Origin of the sequence: Acidovorax sp. LjRoot38 (assembly GCF_964252975.1) — a bacterium.
Classification (GTDB): domain Bacteria; phylum Pseudomonadota; class Gammaproteobacteria; order Burkholderiales; family Burkholderiaceae_C; genus Acidovorax; species Acidovorax facilis.
Genome location: NZ_CAXUPT020000005.1, coordinates 319,093 through 341,589, shown reverse-complemented (window position 1 = coordinate 341,589; position 22,497 = coordinate 319,093). Strand labels below are relative to the sequence as shown.

At 66.4% G+C, this 22,497-nt stretch carries 24 protein-coding genes; 8 read left to right on the top strand and 16 right to left on the bottom strand.

Features of this window, described 5'->3' with window-relative positions; translation table 11 throughout:
- Positions 1-14: 14 nt before the first annotated feature.
- From ACSQ22_RS11655 to ACSQ22_RS11610, 10 genes are all read right to left on the bottom strand, one after another.
- Positions 15-728, bottom strand: a complete 714-nt coding sequence (locus ACSQ22_RS11655; RefSeq protein ID WP_228897503.1) for a response regulator transcription factor — start codon at positions 726-728, stop codon at positions 15-17.
- Positions 729-934: 206 nt separating this feature from the next.
- Positions 935-1,993, bottom strand: coding sequence for a serine/threonine protein kinase (locus tag ACSQ22_RS11650; RefSeq protein WP_436130375.1), 1,059 nt, complete (start codon positions 1,991-1,993; stop codon positions 935-937).
- A gap of 44 nt (positions 1,994-2,037) precedes the next feature.
- The gene (locus ACSQ22_RS11645; protein ID WP_436130374.1) at positions 2,038-3,132 is read right to left on the bottom strand and encodes a DUF2855 family protein; all 1,095 of its coding nucleotides are present in this window, start codon (positions 3,130-3,132) and stop codon (positions 2,038-2,040) included.
- An 85-nt stretch (positions 3,133-3,217) separates the two neighbouring features.
- Positions 3,218-4,657 carry a protein kinase domain-containing protein gene (locus tag ACSQ22_RS11640; RefSeq protein ID WP_436130373.1) on the bottom strand — a complete coding sequence of 480 codons (1,440 nt, stop codon included), beginning with the start codon at positions 4,655-4,657 and terminating at the stop codon, positions 3,218-3,220.
- On the bottom strand, positions 4,654-5,412 hold the full coding sequence (locus ACSQ22_RS11635) for a metallophosphoesterase family protein (protein ID WP_436130372.1): 759 nt from the start codon (positions 5,410-5,412) through the stop codon (positions 4,654-4,656). The genes ACSQ22_RS11640 and ACSQ22_RS11635 overlap by 4 nt, the downstream gene beginning before the upstream one ends.
- Before the next feature lie 134 nt (positions 5,413-5,546).
- On the bottom strand, positions 5,547-5,933 hold the full coding sequence (locus tag ACSQ22_RS11630; protein ID WP_121422133.1) for a DUF1304 domain-containing protein: 387 nt from the start codon (positions 5,931-5,933) through the stop codon (positions 5,547-5,549).
- Positions 5,934-5,936: 3 nt separating this feature from the next.
- Positions 5,937-6,353, bottom strand: a complete 417-nt coding sequence (locus ACSQ22_RS11625; RefSeq protein ID WP_121423023.1) for an organic hydroperoxide resistance protein — start codon at positions 6,351-6,353, stop codon at positions 5,937-5,939.
- Positions 6,354-6,425: 72 nt separating this feature from the next.
- Complete coding sequence (locus tag ACSQ22_RS11620) at positions 6,426-6,890, bottom strand: MarR family winged helix-turn-helix transcriptional regulator (RefSeq protein WP_436130371.1); 465 nt, start codon at positions 6,888-6,890, stop codon at positions 6,426-6,428.
- Between the two features lie 270 nt (positions 6,891-7,160).
- Complete coding sequence (locus ACSQ22_RS11615; RefSeq protein ID WP_436130370.1) at positions 7,161-7,979, bottom strand: crotonase/enoyl-CoA hydratase family protein; 819 nt, start codon at positions 7,977-7,979, stop codon at positions 7,161-7,163.
- 81 nt (positions 7,980-8,060) lie between these two features.
- Positions 8,061-8,909 (bottom strand): 3-hydroxybutyryl-CoA dehydrogenase, encoded by an 849-nt coding sequence (locus ACSQ22_RS11610; RefSeq protein WP_436130369.1) that lies wholly within the window; start codon positions 8,907-8,909, stop codon positions 8,061-8,063.
- Between the two features lie 128 nt (positions 8,910-9,037).
- Between ACSQ22_RS11610 and ACSQ22_RS11605 the strand changes: the two genes are divergently transcribed.
- A complete protein-coding gene (locus tag ACSQ22_RS11605) occupies positions 9,038-10,627 on the top strand; it encodes a GMC family oxidoreductase (protein ID WP_436130368.1) in 1,590 nt (529 codons plus the stop codon).
- A gap of 188 nt (positions 10,628-10,815) precedes the next feature.
- Positions 10,816-11,553 carry a hypothetical protein gene (locus ACSQ22_RS11600; RefSeq protein WP_436130367.1) on the top strand — a complete coding sequence of 246 codons (738 nt, stop codon included), beginning with the start codon at positions 10,816-10,818 and terminating at the stop codon, positions 11,551-11,553.
- Between the two features lie 27 nt (positions 11,554-11,580).
- On the opposite strand, the gene ACSQ22_RS11595 is transcribed toward ACSQ22_RS11600, so the two are convergent.
- The 3 genes from ACSQ22_RS11595 to ACSQ22_RS11585 are packed head-to-tail and all read right to left on the bottom strand — an operon-like array spanning position 11,581 to position 14,293.
- On the bottom strand, positions 11,581-12,933 hold the full coding sequence (locus ACSQ22_RS11595; RefSeq protein WP_436130478.1) for a GAF domain-containing protein: 1,353 nt from the start codon (positions 12,931-12,933) through the stop codon (positions 11,581-11,583).
- Positions 12,930-13,445: a hypothetical protein gene (locus tag ACSQ22_RS11590; protein ID WP_436130366.1), complete on the bottom strand. Its 516-nt coding sequence runs from the start codon at positions 13,443-13,445 to the stop codon at positions 12,930-12,932. Before ACSQ22_RS11590 ends, ACSQ22_RS11595 begins: the two co-directional genes overlap by 4 nt.
- Complete coding sequence (locus tag ACSQ22_RS11585) at positions 13,442-14,293, bottom strand: ABC transporter permease (protein WP_056745601.1); 852 nt, start codon at positions 14,291-14,293, stop codon at positions 13,442-13,444. Before ACSQ22_RS11585 ends, ACSQ22_RS11590 begins: the two co-directional genes overlap by 4 nt.
- A 90-nt stretch (positions 14,294-14,383) precedes the next feature.
- Here ACSQ22_RS11585 and ACSQ22_RS11580 point away from each other — a divergent pair, with 90 nt between their 5' ends.
- The 6 genes from ACSQ22_RS11580 to cynS all read left to right on the top strand — a co-directional run bounded on the left by ACSQ22_RS11580 (position 14,384) and on the right by cynS (position 20,129).
- On the top strand, positions 14,384-15,592 hold the full coding sequence (locus ACSQ22_RS11580; RefSeq protein ID WP_436130365.1) for a PAS domain S-box protein: 1,209 nt from the start codon (positions 14,384-14,386) through the stop codon (positions 15,590-15,592).
- A complete protein-coding gene (locus ACSQ22_RS11575) occupies positions 15,589-16,284 on the top strand; it encodes a response regulator (protein ID WP_094289105.1) in 696 nt (231 codons plus the stop codon). Before ACSQ22_RS11580 ends, ACSQ22_RS11575 begins: the two co-directional genes overlap by 4 nt.
- 146 nt (positions 16,285-16,430) lie before the next feature.
- On the top strand, positions 16,431-17,837 hold the full coding sequence (locus tag ACSQ22_RS11570; RefSeq protein ID WP_108499165.1) for a CmpA/NrtA family ABC transporter substrate-binding protein: 1,407 nt from the start codon (positions 16,431-16,433) through the stop codon (positions 17,835-17,837).
- A gap of 1 nt (position 17,838) precedes the next feature.
- Positions 17,839-18,708 carry a nitrate ABC transporter permease gene (ntrB, locus tag ACSQ22_RS11565; RefSeq protein ID WP_099731375.1) on the top strand — a complete coding sequence of 290 codons (870 nt, stop codon included), beginning with the start codon at positions 17,839-17,841 and terminating at the stop codon, positions 18,706-18,708.
- Positions 18,698-19,573 (top strand): ABC transporter ATP-binding protein, encoded by an 876-nt coding sequence (locus ACSQ22_RS11560; RefSeq protein WP_436130364.1) that lies wholly within the window; start codon positions 18,698-18,700, stop codon positions 19,571-19,573. The genes ntrB and ACSQ22_RS11560 overlap by 11 nt, the downstream gene beginning before the upstream one ends.
- 112 nt (positions 19,574-19,685) lie before the next feature.
- Positions 19,686-20,129 carry a cyanase gene (gene cynS, locus ACSQ22_RS11555; protein ID WP_055396329.1) on the top strand — a complete coding sequence of 148 codons (444 nt, stop codon included), beginning with the start codon at positions 19,686-19,688 and terminating at the stop codon, positions 20,127-20,129.
- Positions 20,130-20,325: 196 nt separating this feature from the next.
- Here cynS and ACSQ22_RS11550 read toward each other — a convergent pair whose 3' ends face one another.
- The 3 genes from ACSQ22_RS11550 to ACSQ22_RS11540 form a co-directional block, all read right to left on the bottom strand.
- Positions 20,326-21,093, bottom strand: a complete 768-nt coding sequence (locus ACSQ22_RS11550) for an anti-sigma factor (RefSeq protein ID WP_055396331.1) — start codon at positions 21,091-21,093, stop codon at positions 20,326-20,328.
- Entirely contained in the window at positions 21,090-21,656 is a 567-nt protein-coding gene (locus ACSQ22_RS11545) for a sigma-70 family RNA polymerase sigma factor (RefSeq protein WP_055396332.1), read from the bottom strand. Before ACSQ22_RS11545 ends, ACSQ22_RS11550 begins: the two co-directional genes overlap by 4 nt.
- 107 nt (positions 21,657-21,763) lie before the next feature.
- The gene (locus ACSQ22_RS11540; protein ID WP_055396334.1) at positions 21,764-22,342 is read right to left on the bottom strand and encodes a DUF3455 domain-containing protein; all 579 of its coding nucleotides are present in this window, start codon (positions 22,340-22,342) and stop codon (positions 21,764-21,766) included.
- Positions 22,343-22,497 lie beyond the last annotated feature (155 nt).

The window sequence follows — 22,497 nt, the reverse complement described above, 5'->3', positions numbered from 1 at the left end:
CTGCGCGCGGCGTGTCAGCCGCGTGGGTCCGCCAGGGCCACCGTGTCTACCGTGTCCAGCCGGTACCCCATGCCATAGATGGCCGTGATCGCATAGCCGTGGGCCTGCTGCGTCAACTGCAGCTTGGTGCGCAGGCGCGAAACGTGGGTGTCGAGCGAGCGTGAAGGTGCTTCGCTGCGCTCGCCCCACACCGCTTCGCGCAGGTGCGCGCGCGACAACAGGCGGCCCGCGTTGCGGAACATGAAAAGGGCGAGTTCGTATTCCAGGTTCTTCAGCGCCAGTGGCTCGCCGTGCAGGGATAACAACCGCTTCTCCGGATCGAACCGGTAGGGGCCGAAGACCAGCTGCTGGCCCATGGCCTGCGGATACGCCCGCCGCAGCAAGGCCGCAACGCGGGCGACCAGCTCCCCCACACGCAGGGGTTTGACCATGTAGTCGTCCGCGCCCCGGTTGAGCGCTTCGATCACGTCACGTTCTTCATTGCGGCGTGTGACCAGCAGGATGGGCAGTTGCTGGCCGGCCATCTCACGCAGGCGCTGGATGACCTCGATGCCGTCCATGTCCGGCAGGTGCCAGCCAGAGATCAGCAGGTCAAAGGTTTCGTGCCGGGTGTCCTTGAGCAGGCTCGCACCGCTGGTATAGAAATGGCACACATGGTGGTGGCGCTCAAGGGCGCCCCGGATCATGTCGGGCAAGAGGGGGTCGTCGTGCAGGACGGCAATGCGCATGGTGTCGGTCTTCGGGCGCAAGCGCCCTTCGCAAGTCAGAAAACGCCTTTCCAAGAAGGCGTCTCTGGATGTTGCGCGACATCGCGCCCCTGTGCACACGGGTTGACAATCGTTTGCAATGCCCGGGCGCCTCTGGCGCCTCTCCGGGGCGCCGCAGCGGCCTGCACCACAACACACCGCAGCGCAGGCGGCTCAGTGCGTTCATCTCACGCCGCCAGGGGCTCTTCCTGCATGGCCTCAATCTGCTCGATCAGCATGTCCACCTGCCCGCGCCAGTAGTCGCTGGTGCCAAACCACGGGAAGTTGACGGGAAAGATCGGGTCCTGCCAGCGGCGCGCGAGCCACGCGCTGTAGTGGATGAGGCGCAGCGTGCGCAGCGGCTCGATGAGCGCCAGCTCGCGGCGGTCGAAGCTGCGGAACTGCTCGTAGCCGTCGATCAGTGCGCCGAGCTGGTGGGTGCGCTGGCGCCGGTCTCCCGACAGCAGCATCCACAGGTCCTGCACGGCCGGGCCCATGCGCGCGTCGTCCAGGTCCACAAAATGCGGGCCGCCCCGGCCCCATTCATCCAGCGGGGTCCAGAGGATGTTGCCGGGGTGGCAGTCGCCATGCAGGCGGATTGCTGTTGCATTTTCTAAGCCAAATGAGACTCCAGCGCTTGATGGATAGGCGCTGGCAGCTATCAATTCAAGAGCTTTGTCGCATTGGGCCTTCCAGGTGGCCTGCATGTCGAGCGGAATGATCTCGTTCGTGAGCAGCCAGTCGCGCGATGCCGTGCCAAAGGTCTCCAGGTCCAGCAGCGGCCGGTGCACAAACGGTTGGGCCGCACCCACGGTGTGGATGCGCGCCAGAAAGCGGCCGATCCATTCCAGCACCTCGAAGTCGTCCAGCTCGGGCTGGCGCCCGCCGCGCCAGGGGCTGACGGAAAACGCAAAGCCATCGTGCTGGTGCAGGGTGGTGCCGTTCAGCACCAGCGGGCCCACGGCGGGCACCTCGGCGGCCATCAGCTCGGCGGCAAAGGCGTGTTCTTCGAGGATCTGAGCCTCGCTCCAGCGGCTTGGGCGGTAGAACTTGGCCACCACGCGCTCGCCGTCTTCCAGCGTGGCCTGGTACACCCGGTTTTCGTACGACGACAGGGCCATGAGGCGGCCGTCGCCATACAGGCCCACGCTGGCCAGCGCGTCCAGCACCTGGTCGGGGGTGAGGCGGGCGTAGGGGTGTTGGTCGTTGGCGGCGTTGGCAGCGGTGTCGGGGGGCAATGGGGTCATGCCCCATTGTCGCCGCCGCGCCCTTGACGGACCGGCATAGCGTTTCAGCCAGGCAGCATCGTCGCGATATGCCCGGCGCGCGGGTCGCCGCTGCCCGCCAGCACGCTCGCAAACAGCGCCTGCGTGGCCTGCGGCCCTGTATGGTGCTGCACCACCAGCCAGGGCTGCGGCCCGGCCGACACGGCGGTGCTGAACTGGTTCCAGGCCGCCACCAAGCGGTCGTTCAGGCCCTGGGCACCCCAGTCGGCGTGGCGCTTCTTGACCTGGGCGGGGGCGAAGAACATCACCGGGCGCGGGCCGGGCAACTGGCCTGCGCCGCCCAGGTCCTGCACGTGGCTGGCGCCCACCGAGCAGCTGTAGGCCAGGCCCGTGAAGTGGGCGTGGATGCGCTGGCGCAGGCCCACGCTGCCCGCAAAGTCGATGTACACGCTGGGTGTGGCACCGTCGATGCTGTCCAGTGCGTCGTAGGTAACCACGCGGCTGTAGCAGCCCAGGCTTTCGCAAAACGCCACATTGCCCGGCGAGGTGAGGCCAATGACCTCGATGCCCTCCCGCTGTGCAAGCTGGAAGGCGGTGCCGTAGGCCGTTTTGCTCGATGCGCTGGACAGCAGCATGCGCTTGGCGCCAAAGAACTGCTGGTCGGCCAGAAAATCGTCGATGAGCCACGAGGTGATGAACAGCGGCCGCAGCAGTGCCTGCACGTCCTCGTTGTCGGCGCGGTACAGCCCGTCGGTGCCGGTGCGCAGGTAGTGGTTGTAGACCGCATGCAGGCCCGCGCGGTGCGCGGCGCCGTCACTGAAGCCCGTGGGGTTGACGCGCTGGGGCGACAGCACGGCCTGACTGGCCATGGGCCAGTAGCCATAGAGGCGCTCGCCCACGGCCACCTCGGGGTGCTGTGACTCTGTCACCGTGCCAAAGCCCCACACGGGCACGATGCCCCAGCCTGCCTCGCCCGTGGGGAAGAACTGCCAGTAGTTCAGCATGTCGCCCAGCGCGGCGTAGGTGATGTTGTTGGCCGTGAGGGCAAACGACTCGACCCGCACGCGGACCTGGCCGCCTTCCAGCGGGGTGTCGTCGGCGGTCAACAGGCGGGTGCTGGCCAGGTTGTCCTGGCGCACGAGGAGGGTGGTGGTGCTCATGCCGCCACGCTAAACGAAAGCCCGGCGCGGCTCAAGCGGGCCGCGCCACCTCGGCGACAGCGGGGCCCACTCTTTGAACAGGCGCTTAGCCCGGGAACGTCTGGCCCAGTTGCTCGAACGGCAGCGCCTGCTTGACCAGGATGACGGTGCAGGGCGCCTCACGCGCCACGCGGATGGGCACGGTGTCGATGAAGCGCTGCATCTGCAGCCCGTGGGTGGCGGCGCCCAGGATCATCATGCTCACGTGGTTGCTGGCTGCATAGCGCACCAGCGCCTGGGCCACATCGCCCGCTTCGAGCACGTGGTAGCTCACGGCATGTCCGGTCAGGTCCAGCCCCTGGGCCCACTGGCGCAGACGGGCCATGTGCTGGCGGTGCAGCGTGGTTTCACTGCGCTCGCTGTCGCTGGTGCTGCTGGCGCTGGGTGAGATCACCGTCACGCAGGCCAGCCGCGCGCCGGGGCGGATGCCCAGCGAGCGGGCCACGGCCTGGCGCAGCGAGTACAGCGTGGCATCGCTCACATCGGCATGGGGCACGGCGACCATGAGGATGGGCGTGTCCTCGATCTGTTGCGAGGGCAGGGGGCTGGGCGTGTAGTGCATGCCCGCAGCACGCAACCAGCGCCGCACGTGCGTGCGCAGTGGAGTGCGCTCGGTGCGTTCGCCGCGTTCGGTAACCTGCACCTGTTCGGGGTTCGACAGGTCGAAGGCCAGGTGCGCGGCCGACGGGTAGCGGCTCCCTGCCTCAGGCTCCAGGCAGCGCAGGATGACTTCCTGCAGCCAGGGCGGGATGTCGGCGCGGTGTTTGCGCGGCGGGGCAGGCGTCATCCACAGGCGCTGTCGCATGCCGCCGCTGGTGGTGGGCGCGCCAAAGGGCAGCTCGCCCGTGGCCAGCTCGTACAGCATCACGCCGATGGCGAAGATGTCGCTGCGCGGGTCGCCGCGCACGCCCACCACCTGCTCGGGCGCAATCCAGGCGGGCGAGCCCACGGCCTGGCGCATTTCCTCGGCCAGCAGGTCGGGGTAGTGCGCGTGGCACGACAGGCCAAAGTCCAGCAGCACGGCCGTGCCATCTTCTTTGATGAGCACGTTGGCCGGCTTGAGGTCGAGGTGGCACACGTTCTGCTGGTGCAGGCTGTGCGCCGCGCGCGCGGTGGCCGCGCCCAGGCGTGCGATGGTTGCTGTGTCGCAGCGGCCAGGCCCTTCGTCCAGCCAGTGCTGCAGCGTCTGGCCGGGCATGTATTCCATGACCAGGTAGGGCAGACGCACCAGGTCGCCCGCCGCCACAAAACGCGGCACATGCGGGCCGCTGAGCACGGGCAGGATCTGCAGCTCGACCTCGAAGCTCACGATGTTCTCGGCCCCGTCGCCCGCCGTCATGCGCGGGATCTTCATCGCCATGGGAAAGCCGGGGCTGCGGTCGGCCTGCGCGTATTCCACGGCGTAGATGTGGGCCATGCCACCCGCGTGGATGCAGTCCACCACGCGAAAGCCGTCGATCTCGGTGCCGGGTTCGAGCAGTTTCATTGACCATGCTCCAGCCTGTCGGCATAAAACGCGGGCAGTCCTGCCGCGCGGATGGCGGCGGCGGCGGCCAGGTGGTCATACGGCACGCGGTAGAAGGTGATCTGCCTGGCGGTGTCGTCGAACAGTGCGTACATGGCGCGCGCATCGCCGTCGCGCGGCTGGCCCACCGAGCCCACGATGCCCAGCCACTGGCGGTGCGGTGGCACAGGCACGGGCACGCCGGGCTCGGGCGCAAAACGCATCAGCTTGGCGGTGGGCGTGAGGAAGTACAGCACCTGCTCATGCACATGGCCGCAGAACACGTAGCGGATGGCGGGGTCGAGGGCCTGGGCCGCCGTCATGCTGCGCTCGGCGGCGTTGGAGTCCTCCACGTAGCGCCATTGCTCCGGCATGTCGGCGCTGGCATGCACGAGCAGCGCGCTGCTGCCTAGACGCGCGGTGAGCGGCAGCGACTGCAAAAAAGCGATGTGGGTATTGCCGAGCTGGTCGTGCGTCCACTGCGCGCCCAGCTCGCTGCGGTTGCGGGGGTTGGCAGGCGGCGCCAGGGCCATGGCGTCGTGGTTGCCCAGCACGCACAGGGCGCCTTGCTGGGCGAGGTCGCGCACCTGCTCCACCACGGCCACGGGCTCGCCGCCGTAGCCCACCAGGTCGCCCAGCAGCGCAAACTGCTCGGCGCCCTGGGCGCGGGCGTGTTGCAGGCAGGCGGTGAGGGCCTGGCGGTTGGCGTGGATGTCGGACAGCAAGGCGATTTTCATGGTGTTGTCTCCAACCCCATCATCGCGCGCATGGCTGAATGGCAGCTTGCAGGCGGCAGTACCTGCGTGGATTCAAAGAAAAAATAGCTGCCAGCGCTTGTTGATCAAGCGCTGGCAGCTATGGTTTTGGTAGCTCAGAGGCTGCGCTGTACGGCGGGTTTTTTGTCCAGCGCCAGCACCAGGCCCAGCGCAATGATCGCGGGCAGCGCCTGGCTGAAGAAGATCTTGGGCGCTGCGGTGGCGGCGCCAAACACCCCGGCCACGATCACGCAGGCCAGGAAGAAGATCTTGAACACCCGGTTGCCGGTGAACAGACCCCAGAACAGGCCCGCCGCCAGAAAACCGTTGTACAGCCCCTGGTTGGCCGCCAGCGTGGTGGTGGCGTCGGCCAGCTCCTGGGTCAGGTTGAAGGTCTTCATGCCCAGGGGCTTGTTCCAGAAGAACATTTCGAGCACGAGGATGTACACATGCTCGATGGCCACCAGGGCCACCGCGATGCGGGGAAGCAACTGGCGGCCCATGGCTTACACCAGCGTGATGGTCACGTCGATGTTGCCGCGCGTGGCGTTGGAGTAGGGGCAGACCTGGTGGGCTGCGTCCACCAGCTTCTGGGCGGTTTCCTTGTCCAGGCCGGGCAGGCTGATGGCCAGGCGGGCGGCGATGCCGTAGGCGTTCGGGATGGGGCCCAGGTCCACTTCGGCGTCGATGGACACGTCCTGGGGCACGGGGATGCCGATCTTGCCACCCACAGCCTTCATCGCGCCGATGAAGCACGCTGCGTAGCCGGAGGCAAACAGTTGCTCGGGGTTGGTGCCGGTGCCGGCGGTGCCGGGCGAGGACAGCTTGACTTCCAGGCGGCCGTCATCGGTCTTGGCGGCGCCATCGCGGCCACCGGTCACGTGCGACTTGGCGGTGTACAGGACTTTTTCGAGCTTGGTCATGGTGTCTTCCTTGCGGTTGTTGCCCACTGGCGGGCGGTGGAGGGAATCGGTTCTTGCGCTGTCTGCAGACCGTCAGCGTTGCTCGCTGAGCCGGTCTCGCAGCTGCTTGAGTTCGGTGGTCAGGGCCGTCAGCTCGGCAATCGAGCACTGGCTGCTTTGCAGCACACAGGGCGGGATGGCCTCGGCCTGGTCGCGCAGTGCGCGGCCTTGCGACGTGAGGGTGATGCGCACGCGGCGCTCGTCCTGCACATCGCGCAGCCGGGCAATGTGGCCCTGCGCCTCCAGGCGCTTGAGCAGCGGCGTGAGCGTGCCGGAGTCGAGAAACAGGCGCTCGCCCAGCTCGGACACGGTCACGCCATCCTGCTCCCACAGCACCAGCATCACGAGGTACTGGGGGTAGGTCAGGCCGATCTGGTCGAGCAGCGGTTTGTACAGCTTGGTCATCGCCAGCGAGGCGGAATACAGCGCAAAGCAGACCTGGTTGTCCAGCCGCAGGATGGCGGGGCTGGGTGTGGAGGGGGTGCTGGGGCTGGGCATGGGGTGAATTGTGAGTTTGAATTCAATTGTGTGCAATTAAATTGTGAAAAACTTTGTTAATGGATGGGATTGTGCCGATGGGGGAGCGGCGCCGCGCCATCGGTGCTATTCGCGCGCTCCGCTGGCGCATGCGGGGGCGCCGCATCTATGTCGCCCTCAGGAGGTGCTATCAATAGTGAAGCTGCTAGCGCGTGATTTATCTGCGCTGGCGGTCAATTGGGCTTGAAATCTGGCGCGTGGTGGCACTGGCGGCGACGCACCACCAGGCCCTCAGCGCCCGCTGAACTGCGCGGGCCGGCGCTCGACAAACGCGCGCACGCCTTCGGCCGCATCCTCGCTGTTGGCCAGTTCCTTCTGCACCGGGATGAAGTCCGCCACCGCAGCCGCCTGGCCTTGCTCGATGGCCTTGAGCACATTCAGGCGCGTGGCGACCACCGCACGCGGCGCCTGTGCGGCAATGCGCTGGGCAATCGCCAAGGCCTCGTCCAGCTCCTGGCCAGCCGGCACGACTTTCTGCACAAAGTTCAGGCGGTACGCCTCGGCGCTGCCGAACTCGTCGGCCGTCAGCAGGTGCAGCAGGGCATTGCCCGTGCCCGCGCGCTCGGCCATGCGCAGCGTGGCGCCGCCTGTGGCCATGATGCCGCGCTGCACCTCCATCTGCGAGAAGCGGCAGTTGTCGGCCGCCACCACGATGTCGGCGCCCAGCATCAGCTCGATGCCCACCGTGAAGCAGATGCCCTTGACCGCCACCACCATGGGCTTGGTGCGGCGCCGGTAGCCGGGCAGGCCGTAGTCGTGCGGCTCCACCAGGCCTTCGGGGATGGCTTTTTCGCCGCGCTGCATGTAGGCGCTCACGGCGGGCAGGTCGAGCCCGGCGGTGAAGTGGTCGCCAAACGCATGCAGCACGCCCACACGCAGGGCAGGGTCGTCGTCGAGCCGGGTGTAGGCCTCGGCCAGCTGGCGGAACATGGGGGGCGTCCAGCCATTGCGCTTGGCGGGCCGGTTGATGCCGATCAGCAGCACATGGCCGACGACCTGGGTGTCGATACAGCCCTCGGGCGGGGGCGTGGTGGGGGTGATGTTTGTCATGGGCGCATGTCTCCTGGCTCATGATTGAAAACGCAATGGAAACTGCGCGCCGTCCCCCGAGGGACAGCGCGCTGAAGGCCGTCAGTAGGTGTAGACGCCTTGCCCGGTCTTGCGGCCCAAGCGGCCTGCGGCCACCATTTCCTTGAGCAGCGGGCAGGGGCGGTACTTGCTGTCGCCAAACTCGGTCAGGTACACGTCCATCACCGCCAGGCACACGTCCAGGCCGATCATGTCCGCCAGCGCCAGCGGGCCGATGGGCTGGTTGCAGCCCAGTTTCATGCCCGCGTCGATGTCCTCGGGCGTGGCCAGGCCTTCCGCCAGCACGAAGAAGGCCTCGTTGATCATGGGCACCAGAATGCGGTTGACCACAAATCCAGGCGCGTTCTTCACGGTGATGGGGCTCTTGCCCAGCGCTTCGGCCAGCGCCTTCACGGCGTCGTGGGTCGCGTCGCTGGTCTGCAGGCCGCGAATGATCTCCACCAGCGCCATCATGGGCACGGGGTTGAAGAAGTGCATGCCGATGAACTTGTCGGCGCGGCTGGTGGCGGCGGCCAGCTTGGTGATGGAGATCGAGGACGTGTTCGATGCGATCAGCACCTCGGGGCCCACGAGGGCATCCACCTGCTTGAGGATCTTGAGCTTGAGCTCGTAGTTTTCGGTGGCGGCCTCGATCACCAATTGCGCGGCTTTGAGGTCGTCGTAGCTGGTGGTGGTTTGGATGCGTGCCAGGGCCGCAGCCTTGTCGGCCTCGGTGATTTTTTCCTTCTTGATCAGGCGGTCCAGGCTGCTGGCCACGGTGGCCAGGCCTTTTTGCACTGCAGCATCGGAGATATCAACCATCACCACGTTGATGCCCGACACCGCACAGGCCTGTGCAATGCCGTTGCCCATGGTGCCTGCGCCGATGATGCCTACGGTCTGAATCGTCATATAGAGAGCCCTCTTCAAAGTGAAACGGATGGCCGGAATGGTAAGGGGAATCGCACGACCGTTCGGTTATCGTGCGTCAAACCTGAACCAACAAGCCGCTGCGCAGCACGGCGGAGGAGACACAAAACATGTTCGACTACATCGTGATCGGTGGCGGATCGGCGGGCTCCGTGCTGGCCGGTCGTCTGACTGAGAACCCCGCCGTGCGCGTCTGCCTGCTGGAGGCCGGGCCTGCCGACAAGAGCGTGCTCATCCACTGCCCGGCTGGGCTGGCCGTGATGGCCAAGTTCGAACTGAACGGCTGGGGCTTCAACACCACGCCGCAGGCCGCGCTGAATAACCGGCGCGGCTACCAGCCACGCGGCAAGGTGCTGGGGGGCTCCAGCTCCATCAACGCCATGGTCTACATCCGGGGCCAGCACGCCGACTACGACCACTGGGCTGCGCAGGGCAACCCGGGCTGGGGCTGGGAGGATGTGAAGCCCTACTTCCTGCGCGCCGAGCACAACGAGCGCGGCGCCGATGCCTGGCACGACCAGGGCGGGCCTTTCAACGTGGCCGACTTGCGCTCGACCAACCGCTTCAGCCACCACTTCACTGAAGCGGGTGTGCAGGCCGGGTACCCGCACAACACCGACTTCAACGGGGCCACCCAAGAGGGCGTGGGCCTGTACCAGGTCACGCACAAGAACGGCGAACGCCACAGCGCGGCCAAGGGCTACCTCACGCCCCACCTTGCGCGCTCCAACCTGCAGGTCATCACCGGTGCCCACGCCACGCGCATCCTGTTCGAGGGCACGCGCGCCGTGGGTGTCGAATACCGCCAGGGCGGTACGCTCCAGCAGGTGCGCGCGGCACGCGAGGTGCTGCTGAGTGCGGGCGCGCTGCTGTCACCGCAGCTGCTGATGCTGTCGGGCGTGGGGCCCGCCGCACACTTGCAACAACAAGGCATCCCGGTGCTGCACGACCTGCCGGGCGTGGGCCAGCACCTGCACGACCACCCCGACGTGGTGCAGGTGCTGGACGCACCCGAGCTCAAGGACCTGTTCGGCCTGTCACTGTCGGGCATGGCGCAGACGCTGCGCGGCATAGCCGAATGGCGCAAGCACCGCACGGGCATGTTGACCACGAACTTTGCCGAGGCGGGGGGCTTCATCAAGAGCGACCCATCCGAGCCAGCGCCCGACCTGCAGCTGCACTTTGTGATCGGCAAGCTGGTGGACCACGGGCGCAAGACCGTGTTCGGCCATGGCTACTCGGCCCACGTGTGCCTGCTGCAGCCCAAGAGCCGGGGCGCGGTCACGCTGGCCAGCCGCGACCCCATGGCCTTGCCTTTGGTGGACCCGAACTTCCTGGCCGATCCCGATGACATGGCACGCATGGTGCGTGGCTTCAAACGCACGCGGGAGATCCTCATGCAGCCGGCGCTCGCGAAGTTCGGCGCCAAGGAGCTGGCGGCCTCGGCCAGTGCGCGCAGCGATGCGGAGATCGAGCAGTTCATCCGCCAGTACGCCGACACCATCTACCACCCCGTGGGCACCTGCCGCATGGGGCCCGGGCCGCTGGATGTGGTGGATGCCGAACTGCGTGTGCATGGCCTCGCGGGCCTGCGTGTGGTGGACGCGTCCATCATGCCGCGCATTGTGAGCGGCAACACCAATGCGCCCACGGTGATGATTGCTGAAAAAGCGGTGGACCTGCTGCGCGCCGCGCCGTGAACGATTTCACGTTTGGCGCCCGGAACGCGATTTTTAAGGTTTTCAAAGGGTCTGTTTAAGGAGTTTTTAACAGGCAAAAGCGCGGCGAATTTCTAGACTTCTTTGCATGGAAACGGGTGCATGGTGCACCCGGCCCAGCGCCCAAAAAAAGGCGCTGAAAGAGCCCACCGGGGCCATGAAAGAACGTGATGAAGATTGATGCCCGCGAAATTGCCGCACTGACACAAGCCCAGCCCGCCGCCCCCCGCATGGACATGTACGCCAGCATCCACAAGGCGCTGCGCGCCTTCATGGCAGACACGCTGCTGGGCCTGGGCCGCATGGATGTCGAGGATGACCTGGAGTTTGCCCACACCTGCGACCGCGTGATGCAGCTGCTGGACCTGTGCCGCGCCCACCTGCACCACGAGAACCAGTTCGTGCACGCCGCCATGGAGGCGCGCCAGCCCGGATCCAGCCAGAGCATTGCCGGTGAACATGTGGAGCACGAAGAGGCCATCACGGCCCTGGCAGACGGCGTGAACCACCTGATGGCCTGTGCCAAGCCCGCACGCCCCGCAGCCACCCAGGCCCTGTACCGCCAGCTGGCACTGTTTGTGGCTCACAACTTCGAGCACATGCACGAGGAAGAGACTGCGCACAACCGCGTGCTCTGGCAGTGCTACACCGACGCGGAACTGGCGGGCGTGCACGATGCGCTGGTGGCCTCGATCCCGCCGCAGGAAATGATGGTGGTGGCCCGCTGGATGGTGCCCTACATGTCACCCGCCGAGCGCACGGCCATGCTGTCGGACATGAAGCAGCATGCGCCTGCCCCTGTACTGGCAGCGGTGCTGGCGCAAGTGCAGCCGCACCTCACGCAGCCTGAGTGGACCAAGCTGATGCGCAGCCTGGGCCTGCCGGTGGTGCCGGGTCTGGTGCACTGACTTTGAGAAATCAGTGGCGTGAAGGCGTCAAGCGTCTTCCAGCACCACGGGGCGCAGTACGCACAGCCGAAAGCGCCCGCGCCCTGTTTTTTCGATGTGGATGTGCGGGCAGTTCTCCTGCAGGCGGCGCTGCAGCAACAGCAGGCGGGCCTCCAGGTTGTCGGCCACATCGGGCAGGCGCAGGGCGGGGTCCAGCCGCAGTTCGCGGTTGGTGAAGTCCACGCGCCCGGTGTGCTGGTGGTCGCGCAGCAGCTTCCAGACAATGGCGCCCGCCACGCCCTTGATCAGGTAGTCGTCGTTGATGAAGACGCTGTCGTTGGCCGCAAAGTGGCGCACCCGCAGCGCGCTGCCGCTCACCGGCGGTGCCGCTGTTGGAGTAGGCAGCGGCTCGGGCGCATCGGGCGCGGCCTGCAGCAGGTCGATGGCGGCGGCCAGCTGGCCCGCAATGGCCACCAGCAGGTCTTCATCCTCGAAACCAAAGCGCATGTCCTCGGGGCTCTCGGCAAACAGCACTCCCAGCAGGCGTCCGGCCGACAGCAGCGGCACCGCCACCTGGCTGTGCGGCTCTGGCAGGCCGGGGTAAGGGATGTCCAGGCCGCGCAACGGGGGCGCATCGGGCGCGGCATGCGCGTCCATGCTTTCGCGGATGGCGTGGCTGTACAGGGCAGCGTGCGTCATGTGGCTGATGCGCACCGGCGTGCGCTCGCGCGCGGCCATGCCGATCACTCCCTGGCCCAGCCGGATTTCTGAACCCACGCCCGATGTGGCATAGCCGCAGCTGGCCACCGTGTAAAGCTGCTGGGCGCTGGCATCCAGCATCAGCACCATGGCGTGCTGGATGCCCAGCTTGTCCTGCAGGCCCTGCAGCGCGCCTTGCAGCAATTCATCCAGCCCCGAGCAGCGCGCGATGCTTTCGCTGCACAGGCGCAGCGTGTGCAGCAAGCCAGAACGTGGCGCCGGTGCCGGCAGGCCTTCGCCCGCCACCGATTCGATGCGCTCCACAGCGTAGATGTCGGCCCCCTTGAGTTCAAACACCTCGGCCATGCCCGCATGCGACGCAATGCCCGCCAGCTGCGCGCGCATGCTCTCGAACACCGGGCCACTGTCCTCGGTGCGTTCGTACAGCAGGTGCAGGCGGTAGAAATGGGCGGTGAGGGGGTTCAGCACCAGCACGGACGCGCGCGGATTGCGCAAGATGTTCTGGCGGGTCTTGTTGAAGAACTGGAACGACAGTGCCACATGCCCCGCATCCACATAGACCACCTGCGAGATGTAGGCCACGTTGGGGGTGCCGTCAGGGTCGCAGGTCGCCATGATGGCGGGAATCGCGCCCTCCAGGCAGGGGCGGATGCTGTGCAGGGACGGCGCTGCGGTGCTCATGGCTGCGGCGTAGGTGGTGAGGGTGATGTGGGTGGCGAACACAACTCCGCGCCGGCGCGCGGGCCCGGTGTCTGGTCGAACGCGCTGGTGGGCGTGAAGCTCACGGCCACCACATCCTGCAGCGGTGCCGCCAGCATGGCGCCCACATACTGCGGCCCGTAGCCGACCTGGCCCACCTCCTGCACCATGGACTGCAGGTAGGCCTGCAACACAGGCAGGTCACCGTCATGGGCCGGGCGCTGCGTGGCCCGGCGGGCCTTGAGCTGCAGCGTCTGGTGGGTGGACGGCACGCTGAACACCACGGCAATCTCGCCGGTGTGCGCAATGTCCTGCAGCAACTGTTCGGACTGGCTGCGCCGCAGGTACACCGTGACCTCCAGCCCATCGCCGCTGATGCGACTGCCCACGGCCCGCATGATGCTCGGCCGCAGGGCCGCATCGCGTGACGCCACGATGGCCGACACGCCCTTGGCCACCATGGCGATATGGCTGGGGCCGAGCAGGGCGGTCATGCCTTGAAGCGCTTGCGGGTCAGGGCCAGGGCCACCCAGAAGGCGACCACGGTGGTCACCACCAGCACCAGGCCGTGGCGCAGGGGGTGGGCAGGCCACTGGTCCATGAACAGCGGGCGCACCAGCTCGACCGCGTTGGTCAGCGGCAGCCAGTCGGAGATGGCGCGCACGATGGGGGGCAACTGCTCGCGCGGGAAGAACACACCCGAGAGAAACATCATGGGCGTGAGCACCAGCGTGAAGTAGTAGGTAAAAAAGTCATACCCCTTGGCGAGCGCATTGAAGATGAGCGCGATGCTGGAGAACATCACCCCCACGAACAGCAGCACCGGCCAGGCCACAAGCAGCTTCGGGCTGTGGCTGATGGAGAGGGCCAGCATGACGCCCAGGATGGCGGTGACGGTGAATAGCGCCTTGAACGCCGCCCACAGCATCTCGGCCAGCACCACGTCGTCCAGGCTCACCGGCGCGTTCATGATGCCGTCCCAGGTCTTTTGCACATGCATGCGCGAGAAGGCCGAGTACAGCGCCTCGAAGCTGGCCGCGTTCATGGCGCTCATGCAGATGGAGCCGCTGGCCAGGAACAGGATGTAGGGCACCTTGGTGTCGCCCGCCGCGCCGCCCACGTTCACCTGCCCCACCAGGGCCCCCATGCCGTAGCCAAAGGCCACCAGCCACATCAGCGGCTCGGCAATGTTGCCCACCAGGCTGGGGATGGCCAGCTTGCGCCAGACCAGCAGGTTGCGCATGAACACGGGCCACCAGCGCACGGACAGGCTGGGCGGGCGCCATACCGACGGCGGGGGCGGGGCCACAGTGGCCACAGAGGGCGGGTGAGCGGTTTGCATCCGCTTATTGTGCGATGTTGGCGGGCGGGCGCACAGTCCCCGATGTGTTCCTGGTCGCCACCTGGGCACGGCCATTGCTTGGGTACCCCTATGTCCACCCACGTCCTGAACCTGCCCGCCGGTGCCAGTGCCCTCTGGCAGAACCGCCTGGGGCTGCTGCTGGAGTCCACGGGCGAGGGGGTGTTTGGCATTGATCTGGCGGGCAACTGCGTGTTCATCAACCGGGCGGGCGCGCAGATGCTGGGCTTTGCGGCCGATGAGGTGATGGGGAGCAACATGCACGCGCTCACCCACCACAGCCACCCCGACGGCAGCCCGTATGCGGACGGCGACTGCCCCATCTTCAATGCGTTCCGCCAGGGCTTGCCCTGCCGGGTGGACTCCGAGGTGTTCTGGCGCCGCGATGGCTCGGCGTTTGCCGTGGAGTATTCGAGCCACCCCATTTTGGAAGGCGATCAGGTGCAGGGTGCCGTGATCGCTTTTGTGGACATTACCAGCCGCAAGCGTGCCGCCGATGAGCTGCAGCGCGCGCACGATGAGCTGGCCCGCGCCAACGACGAGCTGGAGCGCCGAGTGGCAGCACGCACACAAGAGCTGTCACAGGCGCTGGCGCAGCTGCGCGAGCTGTCGGCCTACTCGGAGCAGGTGCGCGAGGACGAGCGCACCCGCATCGCCCGTGAGGTGCATGACGAGCTGGGCAGCCTGCTGGTGGCGCTGAAGATGGATGTGAACTGGCTGCACAAGCGCCTGGGCGAGCAGGGCGAGCGCACGCCCGAGGCCGCGGGCGACATGCGCACCCAGATGCGCTGCAAGTGCCAGAACATGAGCCGCCTGATCGAAAACGCCGTGGACAACGTGGGCCGCATCATCACCGACCTGCGCCCCAGCATCCTGGACCACCAGGGCCTGTGGGCGGCGCTGGAGTGGCAGGCACAGGAGTTCGTGCAGTCGGCCGAGCTGGAGCTGGCGTGGCAGATGGACGTGCCTGCCACCCTGCACCTGCCCGAGCCTGCCGCCATCGCGGTGTTCCGCATCTTTCAGGAGATGCTGAGCAATGTGGGCCGCCACGCGCAGGCAAGTGCCATCGACATTGCCATCGACGTGCAGGACGAGATGCTGCAACTGCGCGTGCGCGACAACGGCGTGGGCGCCACTCGCCAGGCCCTTGAGGCGCCCACCGCCTATGGCGTGATGGGCATGCGCGAGCGGGCGCGGCAGCTTGGGGGCCGGTTGAGCATCACCAGCAAGCCGGGGCAGGGCTCGTGCCTGCAATTGCTGATTCCTCTGGAGCTGTCATGAATTCCGTGGTTCGAGTGTTGATCGGTGATGACCACCGCATCGTGCGGGAGGGGCTCAAGCAGGTGCTGGGCGACCCGGCCAATGGCGTGCCCGAGATCACTGTGGTCGCCGAGGCCACCCAGGGCAACGAGGTGCTGGAGCTGGTCGCCGCCTTGCAAGGGCCCACGGGAACACCGGGGCTGGACCTGGTGCTGCTGGACATCGCCATGCCGGGCATGGACGGCCTCGAAGTGCTGCAGGCGCTGCGCAAGGCCTGGCCTGCATTGCCGGTGCTGATGCTCAGCACCTACCCCGAGCGGCAATACGCGGTGCGCTGCATCCAGATGGGCGCGGCGGGCTACCTGCACAAAAGCGCCGATCCCGACGACATGGTGGCCGCCGTGCGCAAGGTGGCCGCTGGCGGGCGCTACCTGACGGAGGCGACCGCGCAAGCCCTGGCAGGTGCACTAGAACGCACCGGGGTGGTGCGCACCGCCCAGCAGGGCACGCCCGCCGGGGTGGACGCGCTCTCCTATCGGGAGCACCAGGTGTTCCGCCTGCTCACTGCCGGGCAGAGCGTGAGCGAAATTGGTGCGCAGCTCAAGCTCGCGCCCAACACGGTGAGCACCTACCGCGCCCGCATCCTCGAAAAGACCGGCGCGCGCAACGATGTGGAGCTTGCGCTGCTGGCACGTGGCGCACCGGCAGAGTGAATTCGGTGCGTTGCACGACCGATTTGTAGTGCTGGCCCTACACGCTGTAGACACCACACCCACGAATTCATGACAGCGGGCCGACACCGGCAAAAACTGGCCCGCGCTTTGCGTAACGCCTGGCACCAACTTCTTCGAGGTGTGCCATGTCCGAATTCTTCTCGCCCTACGATGCCGACCGCCCGTTGATGCTGAAATGCAGCTGTGGCCGCGACCACACGGTGGCCGACCACCACACCGAGGTGTCGGCCGATGCCGCCGCAGCCACCCTGCGCCAGCGCAGCGAGACCCGTGAGTTCGAGCTCTACAGCAACGAGTTCATCGAAGCCACGCTGGTCAAGGCGCTGTTTCCGCAAGACGCAGTGCGCCGCCGCTTCATCAAGGCGGTGGGCAAGGGAACGGCCATGGCGGCCATCGCCAGCGTGTTGCCCGTGGCCAGCATGCAGGCCATGGCGCAAGAGAAACAGGGCGCACTGGAGAAGACCAACCTCAAGATCGGCTTCATCCCGATCACCTGCGCCACCCCGCTGATCATGGCCCACCCGCTGGGCTTCTACAGCAAGCAGGGCCTGAGCGTCGAAGTCACCAAGACGGCCGGCTGGGCACTGATCCGCGACAAGATGATCAACAAGGAGTACGACGCCACGCACTTCCTGAGCCCCATGCCGCTGGCGATCTCCATGGGCCTGGGCTCCAACGCCACGCCGATGAACGTGGCCACCATCCAGAACGTGAACGGCCAGGCCATCACGCTCAGCCTCAAGCACAAGGACAACCGCGATCCCAAGAACTGGAAGGGCTTCAAGTTCGCGATCCCCTTCGAGTACAGCATGCACAACTTCCTGTTGCGCTACTACCTGGCCGAGGCGGGCTTGAACCCCGACACCGACGTGCAGCTGCGCGTGGTGCCACCCGCCGAGATGGTGGCCAATCTGCGTGCGGGCAACATCGACGGCTTCCTCGGCCCCGATCCTTTCAACCAGCGCGCCGTGTTCGAGGAAGTCGGCTTCATCCACCTGCTCACCAAGGACCTGTGGAACGGCCACCCCTGCTGCGCCTTCGGCACCAGCACCGAGTTCATCCAGAAGAACCCCAACACCTTTGCTGCGCTGTACCGCGCGGTGCTCACCTCGGCCGCGATGGCGCGCGACCCGGCCAACCGCGAGCTCATCGCCAAGGTGATTGCGCCCCAGGCCTACCTGAACCAGCCCGAGGCCGTGCTCAACCAGGTGCTCACCGGCAAGTTCGCCGACGGCCTGGGCAAGATCCAGAACGTGCCGGACCGCGCCGACTTCGACCCCATGCCGTGGCAGAGCATGGCCGTGTGGATGCTCACGCAGATGCAGCGCTGGGGCTACATCAAGGGCGATGTGGACTACAAGCAGATCGCCGAAAAGGTGTTCCTCATCACCGATGCAAAAAAGCAGATGAAGGCGCTGGACCAGAAGGTGCCCGAAGGCGCGTACCCCAAGTTCAAGATCATGGGGCGCGAGTTCGATGCGGCGAAGGCGGCCGAGTACGCCAAGAGCTTCCCCATCCGCAAGGCGGCATGACATGACTCCCGCCAAGAACCTCAACCTGCGCGCGGGCCTGTTGTCCGTGCTCATCTTCCTGGCCCTGCTGGGGATCTGGTACATCGCCACCGCTTCTTCGGGCGCGGGCAACAGCACGGCCGGCATGACCGCCGAGCAGATCGAGTACGCCAAGATGATGGGCAAGGACCCAGGCGCCAGCGCCAAGGGCAGCGGCTTCCCCTCACTGGCAGAGATGGGCCGTACCGTGTGGGGGCACGTGTCCAACCCGTTCTATGACAACGGCCCCAACGACAAGGGCATCGCCATCCAGCTCGCGCATTCGCTGGGCCGGGTCGCGCTAGGGTTCGGCCTGGCCTGCTTGGTGGCGATACCGCTCGGTTTCGTCATCGGCATGTCGCCGCTGCTGCGCCGTGCGTTCGACCCGTTCATCCAGGTGCTCAAGCCCATCAGCCCGCTGGCGTGGATGCCGCTCGCGCTCTACACCATCAAGGACTCATCCATCTCGGGCATCTTCGTGATCTTCATTTGTTCGGTGTGGCCCATGCTGGTGAACACGGCGTTTGGCGTGGCATCGGTCAAGCGCGAGTGGCTCAACGTGTCGGCCACGCTGCAGGTCAACCCGCTGCGCAAGGCCTTCCTGGTGATCTTGCCCGCCGCAGCGCCCACCATCCTCACGGGCATGCGCATCAGCATGGGCATCGCCTGGCTGGTGATCGTGGCGGCCGAGATGCTGGTGGGCGGCACGGGGATTGGCTACTTCGTGTGGAACGAGTGGAACAACCTGTCGCTCACCAACGTGATCTTTGCCATCCTGGTGATTGGCGTGGTGGGCATGTTGCTCGACCTGGCCTTCGGCCAGCTGCAGAAGGTGGTGACCTATGTGGAGTGATGTCGCCCAGCGCCCGGCTGTTCCAGCCCCTCTTGCCACTGACGCCCCGCAACGAAAGGCCTCTGCCGTGACCCAAGGCTTCCTCCAGATCGACCGGCTGAGCAAAGCCTTTGTGCCCGCCAAGCCCGTGTTTGCTGATGTGTCGTTCACGCTCGACAAGGGCGAATTCGTCTGCATCATCGGCCACTCGGGCTGCGGCAAGACCACCATCCTGAACGTGCTGGCGGGGCTGGACACCGCCACCTCGGGCACCGTCATCATGGACGGGCGCGAAGTGGCCGGCCCCAGTCTGGACCGGGGCGTGGTGTTCCAGAGCCACGCGCTCATGCCCTGGCTGACGGTGCGCCAGAACATCGCGTTCGCCGTGAAGTCGCGCTTGCCCGACTGGAAGAAGGCCCAGGTCGATGCGCATGTGGAGAAGTTCGTGGCGCTGGTGGGCCTGAGCCCTGCCATCGACAAGAAGCCATCGCAACTTTCGGGCGGCATGAAGCAGCGCGTGGGCATCGCGCGCGCGTTCTCCATCCAGCCCAAGATGTTGCTGCTGGATGAACCCTTTGGCGCACTGGATGCGCTCACGCGCGGCACCATCCAGGACGAGCTGATGGCCATCGTGCGCCAGACGCAGCAGACGGTTTTCATGATCACCCACGATGTGGACGAAGCCATCTTGCTGGCCGACCGCATCCTGCTCATGAGCAACGGCAACGAGACGCCCGAGGGCTACCGCTCCGGCGGCATCGCCGAGGTGGTGGTGAACCCGCTGCCACGCGAACGCACGCGCACCAGCCTGCACCACCTGGACGGCTACTACGCGCTGCGCAACCACATCGTGGACTTTCTCGTCACCCGAGCCAAAGCCCACTGATTTCCTGAATAACCCAGCACTGTCGTGTTGCCCCTTGGGGTGGCAGGGAGTGCTGCACCCTGAAGTTCCTGTTCCCTGTTCCAAAACCCATCCAACCGAAGGAGCCATCACCATGAACCGCTACGACGTTACCGAAAAGATCATCAGCACCAAGGTCGCCAAGGGCCTGCAATGGGAGGCCATTGCCAAGAAGGTCGGCCAGTCCAAGGAATGGACCACGGCCCTGTGCCTGGGCCAGATGACGGCCACGCCCGAGCAGGCCAAGATCGTCGGCAAGATCTTCGGCCTCACCGCCGAAGAGCAGAAGTGGCTGCAGGTGGTGCCCTACAAGGGCTCGCTGCCCACGCCCGTGCCCACCGATCCGCTGATCTACCGCTGGTACGAGGTGGTGAGTGTGTACGGCACCACCATCAAGGAGCTGATCCACGAAGAGTTTGGCGACGGCATCATGAGCGCCATCGACTTCAGCATGGACATCCAGCGCGAGGCCAATCCCAATGGCGACCGCGTGAATGTGGTCCTGTCCGGCAAGTTCCTGCCGTATAAACAGTACTAACCCCCTGAGTCGCTTCGCGCCTTCCCCCTTTCTCTCGAATTGCTGCGCAATTCGGGAAGGGGGACACCGCCAGCGCCCGCCAGCGAAGCGCCGCCTGTGCGGCTTGGCGGCCCTTGCGCGGCGGTCGCTGGTATAGGCCGTGCTCGTTACACCGGCGTGGGCCTATGCATTGCACCGAGTGGGGTAACCAAGACGGTCAGAGCACCTTGACGGCGCGACCGATGAACTGGATGGGCCCCGTGGGCTTGCCAATCGGCGAGCCCGTGGGCGGTTCCAGCGTCAGCTCGAACAACTGGTTGGGCTGCAGCGGCGGCAGCTTGTCCAGCGGGATCTGGAGCGGCTGACCGGGCTGCACCAGGCCCAGCGATACGGGGCCGCTCCAGCCGTCGGCCTTGGTCCAGAACTCCAGGGCCTTGTCGGCCGGTACTTCGGCCATACCCAGCGGAATCAGGCTGATCTGCCGGGGCGAGCTGGCCTGCACCACCCAGCCCGGGGCCTTGTCATGCGGCGCGACCAGCACCACCATGAACTGCGGCGGCGCGGCCACTGGGGCGGTGCGGGTGACGAGCACTGCCGCGAGCACCGCCGCCATGGCAAAGCCCGAGCCGGCGAGGGCCCGCCACAGGCCCAGGTGGTCCCACCAGCGCACGGACGGTTTGCGTTTTGTTTCTGCGCGGGGCGGTGCAACGGGTGTCGCAGTCTGTTGAGGGCTCGCCGCTCGCAGCGACTGGTCGATGCGCGCCCACAAGACAGCGGGCGGCGCGATGGGCTCTGCCAGCTGGGTCAGCGGCAGCAGGCGGGCTTCCCATTCGGCAACCGCCTGTTGCAGTGCCTTGTCACCAGGCAGGCGTTGCTGCACACCCTGGCGTTCGGCAGCGGGCAGGGTGCCCAGCACGTACTCGCCGGCCAGCACGCTCAGGTCTTCCGGCGAGGGGGTGGACGGTGTGTTGCGCACGTCGGTCATGCCATGCACTCCCGCAGCGAAACCAGGCTGCGCCGGATCCACGCCTTGACGGTGCCCAGCGGCGCGCCGAGGCGCTCCGCAATTTCTCCGTGCGAGCAGCCGTCCACATAGGCGTGCAGCACGCAGTTGCGGCGCGCGGGGTCCAGGGCCTCCAGGCAATGCTGCAGGCGGCCCAGGCTGGCGTTCAGCGCAAAGGTTTCCTCGACCTCATGGTGGGCCTGCACAGACATGTCGGCCTCCAGGGCTTGGGTGGTGGTGTCGTCCACATCAACGTGGCGGCCCGCGTCGCGAACGGCGTTCAGGGCCAGGTTGCGCACCACGCTGTAGATCCAGCCGCGTGCGCTGCCCCGGCGCGGGTCATAGCTGGCGGCGCGGGTCCAGATGTTCACGCAGGCATCGTGCACGATGTCCTCGGCCAGGGCCCGCTGGCGCACGATGCGCAGCGCGACGCCCAGTAGCCGCGCGCCCTCCTGTTGGTACAGGCGGTGCATGGCCTGCCGGTCGCCCGCTGCGCAGGCGGCCAGAGCGGCTTCGTAGTCAAAATCGCCAGGGGTGTCGGGCACGGTGTGCAGGCAGCGGGGCCGCGGCTAAAGAGTGGGCGCATCGTAGCCGCAAACCCGCCACCGCCTGGCGGTAGCCCCCGCTGGGCAGGGGATTGCGTGTGCGTGGTTTACGCGGCCTTCCAGAAGATGTAGTCGGCCTGGTACTTCACGATCTGGCGCTCGCCCTTGTTAGCGGTGGTGCAGGCAGCAGCGGGTGCCACGCCACCCTTCAAGGCCACGCGCTGGATGAAGGTCACGCCGGTCATGGCGCCCGAACCCATGGCGGGGTTGGCCTTGACGAGCTGGTAGGGCAGGTTGCCCGTGCCCGATGGCGCCACGGCCAGCTGGGTGGCTGTCAGCTTGGACCCATCGCTCGACTCCCAGGTGGCCGGCGGGCCGTAGTAGGTGCCCACTTGTTTGCCGCTGCGGTCATTCAGCACGGCCTTGGGGCCCACGAACACCCATTCGGTCTGGCCGGGCATGTTGGCCTTGTCGCGGCATTCGTAGGTGATCTCGCCCACGCCCACGGTTTCCATCGCCACCTTGTTGCCAGCCGGCACCTTGATGCTGTCGGGCAGGCTGTCCTGCGAATACATGGATTTGGAGGACGACGACATCATCGAACCGCAGGCGCTCAGCAGCACGGCGGCGGCAATGGCGCCCGTCAGGGGGAGCAGGCGGGAGATGGGGGACGTGTGGATGGTCATGGCGTTTCTCTCTGGTCTGTGGGTTGATAGGACAGCAGCAACAAGATGCGCTGCTGTAGGTACTACCCACGAAAACGCCGTTTGGATGCAGTGGATGCCAAAAATTTTTTGCCGATGCCAGCCCGGTCAAGATTGCCGCCCGGGCCCGAGGCTGC